Below are 17409 nucleotides of genomic sequence, written 5' to 3'. Positions count from 1 at the left end.
GATACGTACTCCTTTTTCTTCTGATTTACTAATCCTTGCCGTTTTAAATTATTACTCACCCTTTTACTGCGCCGGCTGTCATTCCTTCCACCATCTGGTTCTGGGCAAACATATACACGATAAAGACAGGCAGCACCGTGACAACCACATCAGCAAACACCAGGTTCCAGTCAGATAAGTAGATCCCATAGAACCGATATACTGTCATGGGCATGGTCCATTTATCACCGGATGCAAAGAAGAGCTGGGTATTCACATCGTTCCAGATTCCCATAAAATTGATAACGAAAACCGTCACCGTTACCGACTTTAACAGCGGAAAAATCACGCGAAAAAACAGCTGAGGACCCCGGCACCCATCCATAATAGCCGCTTCATCGATCTCCTCCGGAATGCTCTTCATAAACCCAGTGTACAAAAAGATGCTCACCGGAATACAGTAGGTGATAAACATAAAAATCAGGCCGATATATGTATTGTTCAGTTTCAATAGCAGCAGGATAATATAGGTGGGTATCATAGCCACGGGTATAAGCATGCCTGATATAAAATACATATAAAATCCATTAGCCATTCTGTTTTTCGCCCGGGCGATATAAAAAGCGGCCAGTGAGGAAATGAGAATCACCGCTACCACGCCAACCGTAGCGATCAGCAAACCGTTGAAGAGCGACCGCATGATATTCCCTTCTTGAAACACTCTCAAGTAATTTTCAAAATGGAACTCTTTTGGCAGCCCCAGGTCGAACTTATTCGCTTCCTTCTTTTCTTTGAAGGAGTTCACCAGCACCATCCAGGCCGGGATAATATAGATCAGGCTGAGGACGACGGCCCCGATTTCCAGCAGAAGCTTTTGGAATCTTTTCTTGGGACTCATCAGTATGACACCTCCTTCTTTCTCATAACTGAGGTCAGCGTCAGGCTAACCACCATGATGACCACCGTGAACACCAAGCCCGCTGCTGAGGAATAACCCAGAAGCCCCTGGCTGAAATATTTGTATACAAAGGTCTGAAATACCTGTGTGGCATCCGCCGGTCCGCCGGAGGTAAGGGCATAGACCTGGCCAAATACTTTCAAGCCGTTTATAAGCGTCAGTGTTATATTTACCGTGAAGGTGGGGAGGATCAGAGGGACTGTGATATAGCGAAACTTCTGGAATCCGGTAGTCCCATCCAGATCTGCAGATTCATAATACTCCTTGGGAACCGTCTGAAGTCCCGCCAGATAGATAAGCATCGTAAGCCCTGTTCCCTGCCAGATTTCCATCGCGCAGATCGATGTCATGGCGATCTTTGGATTAGTAAGCCACTCCTGAGCCAAAAAGCCCAGCCCCACGTTATTCAGGAACCCATTTAAGATCCCGGACTGTGGATTATAGATGGCGGAGAATACAATCGCGACCACCATAGTACTCAGGATGGAAGGCAGAAAGAATACACTGCGCAGATAATTCTTAGTCTTGAACGGCCTGTTTACCAGCAAAGCCAGGGCCAGACCAATCACATTCTTGAACACTACCGTTACGATAGCAAAATAAAAGGTATTCCCTGCTGCTTTCAGTAACAGCCTCTCGCTAAAAAGCTGCTTAAAATTGTCCAGTCCAATAAAATTCACCTGATCGAATCCCACATAGAAGATGGACCAGTCCGTAAACGCAAACACTAACCCAAACAGGTTCGGCAGGATAAAAAACAGGGAAAAGAAAATCAGGGCCGGAGCGGCAAACCATTTTGAATAGATCTTTTTTCTACTCATTTATATGAGATCTCCTTTCAAAAACAGGGCTGTCGCGTAAGGGCGACAGCCCCATTCCGTCAATACAACAATTATTCAAAACCCGGCGTTTTACTGGCTTTATTTAACTGTGCGTAATCGTTATACCAGTCATCAAGTGCCTGCTCTACCGATTGGCCGGCCAGCATGGCCTGAATATAGTTACTGAAGTTACCCACATTAAATCCGGGCAGGTAACTTCCCTTGAAGTCGTCCTGTGTAGGGAGTGTCTCGGCATATTTTAACATTTCTTCATTCCAGGAACTCATGTTGACATCATATCCTTCAATGGGACAGATACCGGGAATCTTCTCATACATCACCTGCAGAACTTCTTCGCTCATGAAGATGTCGACGAATTCCAGCGCCGCCTCCTTGTGAGCCGCGTCGGTAGGAACCCACAGACCGTAGCCAGAGGAGCCGATGTCCGCAAAGATGTAGTCGTCAGCCAGCGTGATCGGCATGAAACCAATGTTAGATAGCTGATCTGCATAGTCTTTCTCATAGTCCGCATACCCCCAGTCACCATCCAGGAACATGCCGGCTTCACCGTTAGCCACGGCTGCAATACCCATGTCAAAGGTTGCAGAATTCAGATCGTCATTCATGTAACCCTTATCCTTGAGTTCTACCAGGCGTTTGCATAAATCTACGATTTCAGGCACCTGAGAAGGTTTGATCTCATTGGCCATAATCTTTTCGCCCAAAGTGCTGTCCTTCTCGAATACGGAGTTCAAGCTGCAAAGCATGAAAATCTGAGCAGTCCAGTTATCTTTATTGGGCATATAAATAGGGGTAACTCCGTTTTGCTTTAACTTTTCGCAGGCATCCAGAAGTTCATCATAGCTCTTGAGCGGCAGCTGGATCCCTGCATCTTCAAATACTTTCTTGTTGTAGGTCGCCCCCAGGCTTGAGCAGGCGCCGTAAGGCGCGGATACCACTTTGCCGTCACTCTCCCGAACTACATTGGCCTTGGTGGAGGGTAACAGTTTGTCGGCCCACTCCCCTTCCAGAGGCTCTACCTTGTCGATCAGGGCCGGCCACATGGTGGTATTGGGATGTATCCCGATAATATCCGGCACATCGCCGGTTGCCATCTTGGTCATGATCAGGTTCGTGAACTGGTCATCCGGGTAGACCTGGACTTCCACTTTGTTTCCGGAGATCTCTTCGTATTTTGCGATGCTGGCTTTGAGCCCGTCATTGTACCACTGGTTGAATGTGGAGAATGTCAGGGTCACCGGGGAATCACTCTTGCCCTGGGAAGCTGCCGTTTCGGCCGGGGCAACCGTCTGCTCTGTATCGCCTTCAGGCGCTGCGGCTGGTTGTTCTTCAGTCTTGGAGCCGCATCCGGTCAGAACCAGTGCCATAGTGAGCACGAGCGTCATCAGCAGCGATACCATGCGTAAATGTTTCTTTGTTTTCATGAAAATATTCCTCCTTCTCAATTCTGGCCGTCTGTGTGTTTGCCAGTGAATTTGTTATACTGATTATATTCGATCTGTCATCCGTATGGAATGGACTGATTTTTTTGAGGACATGGATTATTTTTACTCATTTACCGGTCCAGTACTACAGCCGGAATTTCTAACAATACCGCGATTTTTTCGAAAAGAGAGGCGTTATGGCCCACACTCATGGCGAAGTGATGAGTCGGCGCCTGGGCGAACCATTCGTCCATATACGCATCCGGATCTTTGTGGAATCTTACCGGAGTCTGGGTATTCCCTATCGTCATGATGCTACCGTTGGTGGCCTCTGCTTCCGTAATGATAAACTTAAGCTTTCCATCTATGGTCTGGGTACAGCCCAGATTGGTAATATCTCCGGCCTTTACTTTCGCCTCGACGGAAACTCCGGTTCCCTGTTTGCCATGGTACAGACCCATGCCCCGCAGAATGGGCTTGCCGTTGGCGATGGCCAGATGGAAAGGACCGTCATGACCCAATAGTATTTGTACCGTCCTCATAATCGGTGACGACGATCTCGCAGAAACTGCCGCCCCTGTTTACAATATCACAGATTTTCATGGCCAGACAGGTCTTTAAGTCTCCTTCCCCGGCACAGGGAATTCCTTTTGCGGTGAGCAGAGAGTGGCCTACGATAAAACCGCCCTGTATTTTTTCATAGTATCCGCCGCGCGTTCCATGATAGTAGTAGGTCAGAGCGTCCAGGTCGTATTCTTTCACCAGCTTTTCCTGAGCTGCAGCCACCTTCGCTGTCCATTCCAGCTGTTCTGGTGTAGGTTTTTTAGCCAAAGGATCTGAGGGAGAATCTTCGCTGATGATGAAAAATTCGGCGATTTCCTCTTTCTTGGCTTCCACTTCCTGATCGGTTACGGTTTCCAGCATACGGTTCAGATCACACATCTCCAATACTTCCAGGTGAGCTCCTGTCTGTCCCTGAAACATGGTGAAATCACTGTACATGTCCAGCATCCCATTGTACGTATTTCCCAGGAAACCAAACCTTGCATTGGCAAGTCCACTTTTCACACTGGCGGCAAGCACCCACTCCTCGATCTGTTTGAAGGCCCTGACTGCTTCCGGGCGTGAAGCCGTGTTCTCATCGGTCAGGGAGATCTCAGGAGTATAATTAAGGCCCAACAGCCCATTGATAATGTGGCAGTCGATACCAGAGCGATTGAAGGCATTCGATATCTCCGGTACCGGACATGCCCCACAGTGGGCCAGCCACTCGCCGGTAGTTGTTCTGGCATAGTTGATTTTAGCGGTGGGCTGCAGGTTCAAAATGACGACCGCAGCTTTGCAAATCTGATGAACCGGCAGAATGGAAGCGCTATCTATATAGGTGCCGGCATGAGCAAATATAAGATCTACGTTATGTGTATTAAAGTATTCTCCTGCCTCCACTCCCCGCTTAGCACAATCCACCAGACCGTAGAAGAAAACCCGGGTACCGTTGATTTCGCGGACCTTATCAGCGATAAATTCCGCATATTCGACCACTCGTTCCCGAAGCCCCGGAAACTGGTCCCAATAATGTTTTAATCCCATCGTATAGATTCCGATTCTTGCCGGTTTTGTTTGTTTCAATTTTTCCAATTTACATATCCTCCTGCTGTTCTGTTTTTTGTAAATGGTTGAATCCTATCACTCCTTCTCAATTCTGGTCATTTGTGTGTACCAGTATATTTAATATACTGATTATATCCATTCTGCTGTTCGTATGGAATGGACTGATTTTTTTCCGGCCATGGATTTTTTTAACTGCAAAGATACTTGACAAGATCCTATCCCGGGACATACAATTTTTTTATATTCTTTTTATGTACATGCAATTTGTATGGATTTTTTATATTATTACGCAGGAGATTAAGAGAGGGCAGGGTAACCCAGATGTCACGCAGGAACAGTTTTCAAAAAAAGATGTTCGTCTATTATTCCATACTGATTATTCTTGTAATCATACTGATAATGGTATTTTCTTTTGTGTATGTCAGCAGGATGCTCAAGGAGAAGGAAGACACGAATATGCAGCAGCGGATGGCAAATATCACTTCTCAGCTGGACAGTACTGTAAAGGAATTAGATCAGGTGACCGCCCAGGTAGTCTTCAGCAAGCAGATTCAGGATATTATGTACGATGCCCTGCAGTATAAAAGCACTGAGGGCAATTATTTTGATGAGAACCGGCCGTCAAAGTTCCGTGTTCAGGAAACTCTCATGTCGATCAACAGCCCCAAAGACATCAGCCGAAGGGTATCCGTCTTTAACAATGGCTGCAACTTTCTCTCCGTGGGATCCGTGGTGGAGAATTCAACCTCTATTCAGGAAGGGCTTAAGGGGGAATGGATCCATGAGGTGTTACAGTTGGACGGAAAATGCCTGATACGGACACCCCACATGGATGAGTGGCTCAAAGAAACAGATTCCGGCATGGTGATCTCAGTGGCCAGGACTATTAACGCCACCATGTCATCCTTTCCGTCGGATTCGGGAGAATCAGCCCTACGTTCTTACCAGACGGGGGAAACCTTGGGTGTGGTGGAGGTGCAGCAGTCTTATCGTAAAATCGAGGACATCTGCGGGGTAGATGATATAACAAATTTTAAAGTGATCGTACTGAATCAAAACAACGACCTGATTTATCCTATCGATGCAAATGCAGAAGAGATTTTGCATTTTAAAAACCTGGTCCGGGATAGTGAGATGGTTCCGGGAAGTATCGTACGAAACCCGGTTACGGATATAGATGAACTGGTAAACTTTACTTCTTCCTCATACACCGGATGGACCGTGGTAACAGCGCTGCCCAGGGCCGATTTTATGAAACCTGTCTATACGTTTCAGCGTCTGATCTGTATCGCCGGGGGGCTGCTTATTCTCATTACTCTGCTGTTAACCTCAGCGATTACCAAATCGCTCACGATGCCGATCCGTGAGCTGCGCAATTCACTCAGCAAAGTCTCGATAGACAATTTTTCCCTGGATATCGATAACCGGGGGGAGAACAATGAAATCATCCTGTTAAACCAGGCATTTCACGATACCCTGGAACGGTTAAATGAGTCTGTCAAACAGACGTTGCAGGCCCGTATCAGCGAAAGCCATGCACAGCTTCTGGCTCTGCAGGCACAGATGAACCCCCATTTTTTATTCAATTCCCTGATGGCGATCAGTTCCGTTGGCGTGGAGATCGACAACCGGCAGATTGTAACCATGTGCGCCCAGTTGTCCGACATGCTCCGGTACACTGCTTCCTACAAGAATACGCACATAACTCTGAAAGATGAGTTAAAACACGCGCAGAATTATCTCAATTTGACGAAATGGCGCTACCAGGATTTGCTGGAATTTTATTTTGACATTGCTTCAGATATGCTTGAGATCTCCGTACCGAAACTAATCCTGCAACCCATCATCGAGAATAGTATCAATCATGGATTTCAGGATACGGAACCCCCCTGGAAGGTATCGGTGGTGGGCCGGATCGAACACGGATGCTGGAAAATCACCGTGTCGGACAACGGCTCCGGGTTCGCACAAAATTATATGGACCATCTGAAAGAAGAACTTCATCACTACCGCGACAATATCATAGCAGGTGATGTTCCTATGCAGTTGGAAATGGGGGGCCTTGGACTTCTTAATATCTATATACGCCTGAAAATGTATGATCAGCATAATGCTATATTTGATGTCAGTAACAGCACCCAAGGCGGAGCGGTGGTGATCATTGGAGGATCTGTGGATCCTTGTGGGGAGGGAAAGATATGTTAAAGGTATTTGTGGTGGAGGATGAACCGTTTCTGCTGCGCACTATCAAACAGATGATTGTAAATTCACATCCGGGTTTTTCAGTAGTCGGTGAGGCATTAAACGGAAGGGATGCCCTATCTCTGATTGAAGAACTTCGGCCGGATATTTTATTTACCGATATCCGTATGCCCTTTATGGATGGTCTGACGCTGATAGGGGAGTTAAAAAAACGGGGGCTGGATCCGATCACGGTCATTCTAAGCGGATATGAAGAATTCGAGTATGCAAAAAAGGCCATCCGGCTTGGGACCTTCGAATATCTGTTGAAGCCTCTTTCCTATGAGATTCTGGAGGAACTTCTCACTAATCTCTATGAAAAATGGAATGACAAAGAGCACCGGCAGCAGACAGAACTTTTGCAAAGGGTCATCGTCACACGTGGGGATACACCGAATCTGGCCAAGACTGACCTATCCAGACACTTTGTTAAAATGAAATACTCCTATTTTCTGTTCTGTGCCGGCTCCTACTGTATTTTTCCGACAAACTGGATCACACAATCTAAAAAATTCTGGCTCACCGGCAGCTTTGAGTCCCGTTTAAACACTCTGCTGCCCTCTGTCCTCTCTCACTGGATGCTGGATGGGGCGGAGGGGTCTGAGAAGGTGCTGGTGATCGCTTCGCCGGAACTCACCGCAGATCAGATGGATGAGCTGGCGGTCCGGCTGCACCGTGACCTTTCCGGGCATGGTGAAACGATCACTACAATCTATGGACGCTGTACCGATAATATCAATGACCTGGTCTGCCTGCTGCCGCTGTCCAGATTATACTTAAGGCAGCATATCATATATGGCGTTTCTCAGGTCCAGTACGATACGGGGCAAACCGGCGCTCATCTGGAAACCGGATGCATCTCCCTGACGCCTTATGAAAACAGCCTGTCCCTGTATGCCCGAAATCATCAGCTTCAGAGATTTCTGAAGGAAATAAGATGTTTACTGGATGAGTGCAAAGAAAAGTCAACTACCCAGTTGGATCTGGAAAGGCTCCTGAAAAACATCATCCATCTTGTATCCCAGGTCTCCTCAGAGAAACTTCAGGGCCGTATACAGGAGAAATATCTGGAGCTGGACGAGCTGATCAGCAACACTTCCGATTATGATGTCCTTTACGAGGGAGTGGAGCTCCTTTTCTCAGATCTGTTTCACTCCCAAAAAGAGATACGCCATAACGAGGAACCTTTATTTTCCACCATCCAGGACGTGGAACGTTATCTGAAAAAAAACTATGCCAAACAGATCTCTATCCAGCAGTTGGCGGAACAGTTCGGTATGGTCTCATCCCAGCTGAGCAATACGTTCAAGAAACAGATCGGTATGCCGCCCAGCACGTATCTGACACAGCTTAGAATTGAGAAGGCAAAAGAGCTTTTGCTTATTCAACCTCCGGTTACTCTGAAAGACATTTCCGATGCCATCGGTTATGAAGACCCGTTCTACTTCAGCCGTGTATTCAAATTGAGTGTTGGCAAAAGCCCGTCTGATTACCGTTCGGAATCTCTTTAAGCAAAAGTACCCTAGTTGCCAAAGCATTGATGTCAGCCAGGAGGAGGATACGGCAAAATTATTATTCTAGAAAGAACCAACTCTGGATGGAAGGACAAGTTCTGCCGCTTCTTTTATACCAAGGCCGCTTAAAAATCGCGCCACAAAACCGGTCTCTGCAATCAGTAATTCTTCCAGGCAGGCGGAGAAGCCGACTGCGTCTGCACGTGCCAGCGCGTCAATTAACAACTCCAGATTAGGAAGAAAATAGAGGTTGGTCTGCTCTCTGTCCCCATGCAGATTCCGCAGCGGAAATCCCCAGAAAAGCTGGCGGTTCAGCTCGGCATACACCGTGCGGATCACCGGATAAGGAGCGTGCAGGCATATCATTTCATTACTGATATAGATGACCGCGTCATAGAGATCGGATTGTCGTACCCTCTCCATCTTTTGGAGCCACTGCTCCCGTAAGCTTACGCTGAGGGAATCTATGGTGGTTCGGGCGCAGTCACGGCAGGTGAAAGCTAAAATATGAAGGCTTTGCAGGAACTCCAGCAGCCGCTTTTGAATCATAGGGTCCGTGAAGTCGCAATTCACAGCGCCGTCCAAAGGCGGCAGCACCCTGGTTCCCACTCCGTTTACGGACTGGGTGGCGCCGAACTTATTGAGCAGCGCTATAGCGCGGCGGACGGTATTGAGGCTGATCTGTTTTTCCCGGGCAAAGGTCTGGGGCGGGGGCAGGTAGCTTCCGACAGGATATACCCCGGCCTGGATCGCCATCAATATTTCCATACAAAGCGAATAACAGATCTGGGAAGCTTTTTTATAAATACTCCAGCTAAAACCAATTTGCTTACAGCCGTTATCTTCAGGAATATTTTCCTCATAAAATTTGAGCAGGCCGTCCGAATAACTCTTAGCGGTCATAAGTCCGTCATCCCAGAGCGCATCGAAATCTTTTTCCCGAACGTCCCGGATCATATCAAGAAGAGGGCTGTCGGAAGTGTTTATTTGCTGCAAATTCTGACGGATGCTGACCAGAGGCGCTTGAAAGAACAGAAACATCTGCCAGAAAAGCCGCAGAATCAAATCGTTGCCCAGAGGACTGTAAAGCAGCTGTATCTGCCTGGACATTCTGTAAATTGGTGATATTTCTTTATGTATGGCAAGCCATTCCAGCTCGTCCAGGTTCTCCCCGGTGGCGGTCTTTAACGCAAACCACTGCACAAAATTTGCCAGCATCCCTGCCGACTGCGAAAATACCAGCATAGATTCCCTGCGGCTGGAAAAGTAATGTCTATAATTCTCCCTGATTTCCTCATCCGTGAACCGTATCTTTACCGTGGCTCCCACGCAGGTTCTCAGCGTTATATATCCTTCTTCTTTCAGCCGCAGGTATGCAAGACGCACGGTATCGACCGAAGCTAAGAAATAGAGGCTCGCTTCCTTGATCGTAGGAAGAGAATCCCCGCAGCGGTGCATCCCGAACTCGATCTGCGTCTTCAACAGCTCATATATAATTTGCTGCAACTCCCTCCCATTTGACAATATAATCCCTCCCTATATTTAAAAATCAAGGAAATTATACCATACCCAACTACTTTTTTGTAGGTGGGAAGGAGGATCTTCCACGGGTTTGGTATGCGCTCTGCTTTGGGCCGGCTGCTGCTGCGGTATTCGGGGACGCTCCCGGCGGACGGGGACTTTTGTGTCTCCCGGGGAGCGCGAGGGCTTGCGCTGGCACCCGCTAAGTGGAATCGGAAAGCCAGGTTCAGAGGCTCGAAACAGTTGCTATTTGTATCCTGTTTTGCTATACTTTATGATATACTTTATTGGTATGTGAGTAAGGAGTGGAAAATATCGATTTCCTTTTAAAAGCTTTTGCCTATGTCGCTGGCATGAGGCCTTGGGGAGATTTCAAAAAAGGAGGCCGCATATGGCGCAACCGTTAGAGAACAAATATGGAGTGGAACTTACCGGCGGTGATGTTTCTGAGGATTATGAGCTGCTGATGAACACTATGCAGGTGAGCGTCAGCAAGCATATTTTGGATGAACATTTCACCGCAATCTGGAGTAATCCCTTTTACTATGAGCTTATCCGCTATCCGAAAGAGGAGTATGAGGCGTTGTTTCAAAACCGTCCCGACCTCTATTATCCGTATCATCATTACGAGGAGGAGCTGCACAAAATCCAGGAAGTCGTTCTGGATGCCATTGACAAGGGCAAAACGGAATACAGCCTGACTACCCGGATGCCGGTTAAGGGCGGCGGCCATGTGTGGGTGCAGCTGCTCGGTGTGATCACCAAGAATATCTACAACGGTTATCCGATCGCCTATTCCGTATTGGTTAACATCGATAGCACCGTTAAGATGCAGCAGGCCCAGTCCATTACTTATAACAATATCCCCGGCTTTGTTGCGAAATACCTGTTCCGGGATTACCTCCACATAGAGCTTCTGGAAGCGAACAAGCAGTTTACCGATTTTTTTGGCTATACGCAGCCCAGGCATTCGGATGATCCCCTCTTTCGTATGAATGTGGAGGCCAATAAGGATTCGATCATTCCACAGATAGAACAGATAAAAAAGGGGGAGCATGTCCGGTTTCTGGCAAGGCTTGAAAACCGGGACGGAAAGGCTCTCTTTATGCAGGCCAACGGCGACTGTGTGGACTGGATCGACGGGGCTCCGGTCTATCTGCTGACCTATATTGACGTGACGGATTTAACGGAACTGCGCCAGATGCAGGATAAACTGGAGGAGCAGAAACAGCAGCTCCAGGATGCCCTGACCAGTGCGCAGAAAGCCAACGCCGCCAAACGGGATTTTCTGTCCCGGATGTCCCACGAGATCCGCACGCCGATGAACGCCATCATCGGCATGACGACCATTGCCGCGGCGCATCTGGATGACCGCGCCCGCATGGAGGACTGCCTGGAGAAGATCAGTTTCTCTTCCAAGCATCTGCTGGCTCTTATCAACGATATTTTGGATATGTCTAAGATCGAGGACGGCAAGCTGACCGTCAATCAGGCTCCTTTTTATCTGAAACAGGTGCTGGATTCCGTCTCCACGATCATCTACCCACAGGCCGCTGCCGGGGGACTAGACTTCAAAGTGTCTGTGCAGGATATGGCGGAGGAAGAACTGCTGGGTGATTCCATGCGGATCAACCAGATCCTGATCAATCTTCTGTCCAACGCGGTGAAATTTACGCCGGAACAAGGAAAAGTACAGCTGGAGGTGAAAAAGCTGGAAAGGCACGACCGCGGTATCAAGCTGGCCTTTATCGTCAGCGACACGGGCCGGGGCATGAGCGAAGAATTTTTAGAGCGCCTCTATCAGCCGTTTGAACAGGAGAACACCATCGGCGGCACAGGCCTTGGGATGCCGATCACGAAAAACCTGGTCGGCCTGCTGGGCGGCACCATCTCTGTGAAAAGTGTGCTGGGTACAGGTACCACCTTTACGGTGGAGCTGCCCTTTGCTTTATCCCAAAGACAGCAGCCTCCGACTTACCCCGCCATGGGTACCCTGCGGGTTCTGGTCAGCGATAACGATCCCGATGACGGTACCTACGCCGCTTTGCTGCTGGACAAATTCGGCATCAAGCCCAAATGGGTGCAAAGCGGTCAGGCAGCGGTGGCGGAGATCCGGCAGACTTATGACGCCGGGGAAAGCTATGATATCTGCTTCATTGACTGGCAGATGCCGGGGATGGACGGCGTGGAGACCACCCGCCGGATTAGGAAGATCGTCGGATCGGATACTCTCATCATTATTCTTACGGCTTATGATTACAGTGAAATCGAAACGTCCGCCCGGGAGGCCGGCGCCAATTTCTTCCTTTCGAAGCCTTTGTTCGCGTCATCCCTTTATAACGCTTTGATGACCGCGACCGAGATCGGGACGCCGCTTCCCAAACCTCATACCCTGACGAAAACGAATGCGCTGGCCGGGAGAAAAATCCTTGTTGCCGAGGACAATGACCTGAATCTTGAAATAGCCGTGGAGATACTGAACATGGCAGGCGCGCAGGTGTACTCTGCCCATACCGGCAGGGAGGCGGTCGATTGGTTTCTTGGCCCTGACGGCAGAACCTGCGACGCGATCCTGATGGATATCCAGATGCCGGAGATGGACGGCTACCATGCGTCCAAGACAATCCGCCACAGCGCCTGTTCCAATGCCCGCAGTATCCCTATTATCGCCATGACCGCCAACGCTTTTCGGGAGGATGTGGATGCGGCGTTAGCCGCGGGCATGGACGCCCATGTGGCAAAGCCAATCGATGTGGAAGAACTGTACCGGACGCTGGGGCAATGTTTGAAAGAACCAATCCATAGCCGCAACTATCCGGCGTAAATATCTTGTCTACAAAAGAGAGATTCTGACTGCTTACCACCGTCAGAATCTCTCTTTTCTTCGTTTCTTTTATATGATCCCCGACATTCAGATTTCCGTCGGATCATACCCGTTCCTACATTCTTCCGTCATAAAATATCCCAGCAAAGACCATCCCCAGAATGGGTCCAGTCCCGTTCCTTCGCCGGTCTCGGTTATATAGTATTCCCGGTCGCCGGATCTTTCTATTAATTCCCGCGTCCGCTCTGCAAGCGTCAACGCGATATCCGGGTACCCATATGTCATCAGGCCGTGCATAACCATGTAGTTTGTCGGCACCCAGGTATCTGCCCGCCAGTTGCAGCCGATATCCCCGTCCAGGTGAACCGGACTATAGCCAGGCTCAGAGGCCGCTAAGGCCGGCAGCGGATAAGGCCGCCAGAATTCTTCCGTGTTCAGAATATGTTCCGTAACCAGCCGGCCCGCCTGCTCTTTGTCCGCGATCCCGGCCCACAATGGCAGCAGCCCGGATATGGATTTGACCCGGATCGCTTCGCCCGACCGCATATCCCGGTCATAAAAGTAGCCGTCTTCTTTATCCCACAGCGAAAGCACCGCTGTTTTTCTGCTATTCGCTGCCGTCCGGTATTTCTCAGCTGTATCTTGATCCCCATAAAATACGCAGATTTTTGCGAATGCCAGACATTCCCTGTAGAGGTAGCAGTTCAGATCCACCCCTTCACAGTAATCAGACCGCCATATACCGGCCCGCTCGTGCTGATCGTCCATACCGGTTTCCACAGAACTTCTCCAGTAGGAGAGATTGTTTTTATCCGGGTCCCTGGCATACAGCCAATAATCCAGAGATCTTTGCAGTTTCCTGAAATTCACTTCCTCCAGCCAGTCCAAATGTCCGTCTTGGCGCAGACATAACAGCGTAATCTGGGACAGGAACGGTTTCACCATTTCAAAATCCTCTTCCCCGGAATAACCGTTTTGTATCGCCCTCTTAGTGAATCCATCCTTCTGCTGGAAGGCTAAATAGACCAGGACCGCATTTCTCATGCGCACCGTATCTTTCCCCATATACAGCTGTACGATTCCTTCAAAATACTGATCCCAGTCATATAACGTAGTGTTTTTATAGCCTGTATAATATGGAAGTTTTGTTTCCTCATTTACCGCCAGGCCGTTTTCCATCAGCTCCTCAATCCGCACGCGCTCTTTTTCAGTCAGACCGGACGCTATCTTTTCCATCATTGTTTGCTGCATCTGCTTCACCGCCTGTTCATCCTTTGTTTTATTTGATACACCTGTTCTGTCTGATCCACCCTTTACTCTGTCTGATCCACCCTTTACTCTGTCTGATCCACCCTTTACTCTGTCTGATCCATCCTTTACTCTACCTGGTCTATTCGTAAATTTGTCCGTATCCTGCCGTGCTATACGCCATACGCGCGGTATTTCCATCAATCCCTGCGGCAGCAGCACGTAGCCGTCCTGCCACTCCCGGCCCTCCGTCAAAAATGTTTCCGGGCCGTAGGCATACGCTCTGCCGGGCAGCCGATGCAGGGGTCCGAATGTATTCCGCCTCGTCAATTCCACCCGTATCCCGGTCAAATCCTCTACCGTTCTGTCATATGGAGGCCAGGCCGCAAGCTGCGTCTCTTTTCCCTCATACACGAGGCAGGCCCCTTCAAATACCGGGCCGTCTATCCTGACGCGCTCCCCGATAAGATTTGGAATCCGATAGAGCACCCCACCGGAATAAAAAGGCAGCCCCTGGGTAACTATGTCCCCGGGTTTCAGCTCTTGTGGGAGTTCACCCAGCACCACTGGTGTACCCTCTCTTAAATAGACGCCGAACGCGCCCAGCAGATATACGGCTTCGATGCCGGAGCCTGCTCCGTAGTACCGATCGATCCGGATAATATTCCGTCCTATTCTCACCGCATGCGCAGGGACGGCTATTTTTTCAAAACAGATGTCGATCCATTTCCCGCGGCTGTTCAGGTCCAGGACCGTATCATTGAACCGGATTTCTTTTATTTGATCCAGTTCTTCCACAACCAGCGTCAGATCCGCCGGCACTTTCTCGCAATCCACCGCGTACCGAAGGACAACCGGGTGAACCGCGCGGCCGGATGCTGATCCGTTTTTCTCCTGAAACCAGGGCTGAATCATTTCTCCGCCCCGATAAGGCATCTGAAACAGATCCCGAAGCCATCTGTCTGCTTTTAAAACTTCCTGGTCAAAGATCCTCAGATTCTCCGCGGCCTGAATGTCTACCCTGTCCAGTACGCAGATATTCTCCTCGGTCAGCTCATAGGAAAATGACTCCGGCAGCTTAACCTCTTCCAGAGGCCCTGTTTCTTCCTGCCGCCTTCTTTTACCTTCCGGCGTCCCTTTTCCACTCTCATCCTGAGTCTTCGGCCTATGAAAAATAAAATAATTTTTAAGTTCTCCCCGCATAAAATCCGTTGTTACGTAAAGCTTTCCTTTATCAGCCGTAAATTCAGTCTCTAAAATCTTCCCCGTCTCCGCCTCCAGGCTCTGTACGTAATCCCCGCTCCCAAGGCAAACCTGCACCCTGCGGTAATCTTTTTTCCGGTTCCGGTTCATCAATACAACTACACGGCCTTCCGGGAGTATCCGCACCTGGCCAAAAATATCTCCCGAGGCCTCCCCCCGGATATCCACATGATTTTCTGTCCGAAGAGCGGCCGCAAGGTTGTCTTCACTAAACGCAAGGCAAAGCGACTGGTCCGCCAGCCGTCTGGCCCGGTCTGATTTCCTGACATCCACATATCCCGGAACCTCTCCGGCAAAAATAACCGTTCCGCCCTGCGCCCGGAACTCCTCCAAAAGCTCCATCGTCGTGCTCCGGATCGTATCCAGTCCTGCCACCAGCACCTTCCGGTAGGACGCGGCATTGATCTGCAGTCTCCCGTTTTGGCAGGAACCATGTTCCGCCATCAGCCCCTCATCCCCGTAGTCAAAGTCAATCCGGTTCGAAACCAGTGTCTCGCAGATCCACTGATATTTTTCTTCCAGCTCCCTGATTCCCTCATCCCGTGCCGTGAGTCCGTCAAAGGCAAAACTATAAGCCCTGGCCCAGACGCTCTCCACCGGGCTTAAGACAAGCAGCTCACAGTCCGCAGTTCCCTGTGCCAGCAGTACGTGAAGCCTGGCAAAATAATCCTCCACACCGGCATAACTCCGATACCAGCCTGACTGATGCAGGATACTGGCCGGGTAATCACGCTTCGCCTCCCCCTTCATGGTGTACCAGGAAAGATGGGGACAGCGGACATTCACTCCGAACAGCGCCTGCCAGGCTCCGACGTTTTTGTAGTCTTCAAAACTCATCTGCCAGCCGGTTCCGCCGTAAAGTTCCGAGAGCACCCATTTTTGACCCATCTGTCTGGCCACCGATACTACCTGTTTGACCACCCACCAGCATTCGTTGGATTCCGTCAGGATATCGATACCGGGCACATCCATATGTTCATAAAAACGCATCACAGACCCCTGCATCACGGTCTGGGCGCTTAGGCAGTCTTCATGCAGCACGTGCCCGGTGAACAACAGTTTTCTCTCCCGGCACCAGCTGTGGATCTGGACCGCGTAGCTTTCCAAAAATAACTCCTGGCATAGCTCCATGTAATCCCATTTTACTTTGGACAGCGGTTCATCTTTGATCTTCAGGAACAGCTCCGGCAGCCGGGATCTTAAGTCATAGCCATACGTCTCCAAAAAACGTTCGAACAGGCCGGGCGTATAGGGCAGCGCCCATTCCTTTCCGTCAGAGAATCCGGTGAACAATGGTCCCCGGTGAGGCTCATCCGTAAAGATCCCCCGGATAGAGCTACCCAGCCTGCTGCCGCAGTATTCCCCGTATTTGTCGTGGGTGCTCCGAATGAATGCCTTCACCGCGTCCGGATTCATGGTATCCAGATATGTGCCGCCATTATAGACATCTTTACATTCGAATTCCGTGATCTCAAAAGCTACCGTTGTTTCTCCCTGCTCCGGTTTCTCCTTTGGATGCAGCAGCCGGCCGCTCTGATACTCATACTGATTCAGGACACAGCCAAATATCGCAACCGTATCCGCCGTCCTTATGCGGTCCGGGTCCGAACCCGGCGGATAGAACTTCATCTCAATCCGCCCCGCCCGGTAATGCTCATCCTGTGTCAGCAGCCCTCCCGCGGTTCCCGAGGGCCAGCGGTCCTCATCATACAGCCAGGCCTCCAGCCCGTCTTTTTCTCCCGCGTCCGAGCAGCGGTTAATCAGGGAAAACCATTCCCGGCCCAGGTATTCTGTCTCCAGTCCCGTGCGGGAATGCATGAAGAAGCCTCCAAAGCCCATTTCCCCCATGATGCCGATCTGTCTTAACAGCTCCTGTTCCTCCAGTTTTCCGTTCCAGGCCCAGAACGGCCTGGCATAATATTCCTTTCCGGGATTCCGGAACTCTTGATCCATTCTGTCCATTTGATCTATTCTGTCCATATGA

At 49.6% G+C, this 17409-nt stretch carries 10 protein-coding genes; 3 read left to right on the top strand and 7 right to left on the bottom strand.

Features of this window, described 5'->3' with window-relative positions:
* Window positions 1-55: 55 nt before the first annotated feature.
* The 5 genes from KTH89_RS04835 to KTH89_RS04815 all read right to left on the bottom strand — a co-directional run bounded on the left by KTH89_RS04835 (window position 56) and on the right by KTH89_RS04815 (window position 4841).
* A complete protein-coding gene (locus KTH89_RS04835) occupies window positions 56-877 on the bottom strand; it encodes a carbohydrate ABC transporter permease (RefSeq protein WP_158344811.1) in 822 nt (273 codons plus the stop codon).
* On the bottom strand, window positions 877-1758 hold the full coding sequence (locus KTH89_RS04830) for a carbohydrate ABC transporter permease (RefSeq protein ID WP_158344809.1): 882 nt from the start codon (window positions 1756-1758) through the stop codon (window positions 877-879). Before KTH89_RS04830 ends, KTH89_RS04835 begins: the two co-directional genes overlap by 1 nt.
* 71 nt (window positions 1759-1829) lie before the next feature.
* The gene (locus tag KTH89_RS04825; RefSeq protein ID WP_158344807.1) at window positions 1830-3203 is read right to left on the bottom strand and encodes an ABC transporter substrate-binding protein; all 1374 of its coding nucleotides are present in this window, start codon (window positions 3201-3203) and stop codon (window positions 1830-1832) included.
* Window positions 3204-3334: 131 nt separating this feature from the next.
* Window positions 3335-3724 carry a hypothetical protein gene (locus KTH89_RS04820; protein ID WP_238720891.1) on the bottom strand — a complete coding sequence of 130 codons (390 nt, stop codon included), beginning with the start codon at window positions 3722-3724 and terminating at the stop codon, window positions 3335-3337.
* Complete coding sequence (locus tag KTH89_RS04815) at window positions 3714-4841, bottom strand: L-arabinose isomerase family protein (protein ID WP_238720889.1); 1128 nt, start codon at window positions 4839-4841, stop codon at window positions 3714-3716. Before KTH89_RS04815 ends, KTH89_RS04820 begins: the two co-directional genes overlap by 11 nt.
* A gap of 294 nt (window positions 4842-5135) precedes the next feature.
* Here KTH89_RS04815 and KTH89_RS04810 point away from each other — a divergent pair, with 294 nt between their 5' ends.
* Entirely contained in the window at window positions 5136-7019 is a 1884-nt protein-coding gene (locus KTH89_RS04810) for a sensor histidine kinase (protein WP_158344804.1), read from the top strand.
* On the top strand, window positions 7013-8566 hold the full coding sequence (locus tag KTH89_RS04805; protein WP_158344802.1) for a response regulator transcription factor: 1554 nt from the start codon (window positions 7013-7015) through the stop codon (window positions 8564-8566). The genes KTH89_RS04810 and KTH89_RS04805 overlap by 7 nt, the downstream gene beginning before the upstream one ends.
* A gap of 66 nt (window positions 8567-8632) precedes the next feature.
* Here KTH89_RS04805 and KTH89_RS04800 read toward each other — a convergent pair whose 3' ends face one another.
* On the bottom strand, window positions 8633-10075 hold the full coding sequence (locus tag KTH89_RS04800; protein WP_238720888.1) for a GntR family transcriptional regulator: 1443 nt from the start codon (window positions 10073-10075) through the stop codon (window positions 8633-8635).
* 406 nt (window positions 10076-10481) lie between these two features.
* Here KTH89_RS04800 and KTH89_RS04795 point away from each other — a divergent pair, with 406 nt between their 5' ends.
* A complete protein-coding gene (locus KTH89_RS04795; protein ID WP_158344797.1) occupies window positions 10482-12914 on the top strand; it encodes a response regulator in 2433 nt (810 codons plus the stop codon).
* 87 nt (window positions 12915-13001) lie between these two features.
* Here KTH89_RS04795 and KTH89_RS04790 read toward each other — a convergent pair whose 3' ends face one another.
* The gene (locus KTH89_RS04790; RefSeq protein WP_158344795.1) at window positions 13002-17405 is read right to left on the bottom strand and encodes an MGH1-like glycoside hydrolase domain-containing protein; all 4404 of its coding nucleotides are present in this window, start codon (window positions 17403-17405) and stop codon (window positions 13002-13004) included.
* Window positions 17406-17409: the final 4 nt, after the last annotated feature.

This window comes from Diplocloster agilis (assembly GCF_019042275.1).
Taxonomy (GTDB): domain Bacteria; phylum Bacillota; class Clostridia; order Lachnospirales; family Lachnospiraceae; genus Diplocloster; species Diplocloster agilis.
Note: the sequence above shows the minus strand (reverse complement) of the source record. Positions and strands in the feature narration are given on the sequence as shown.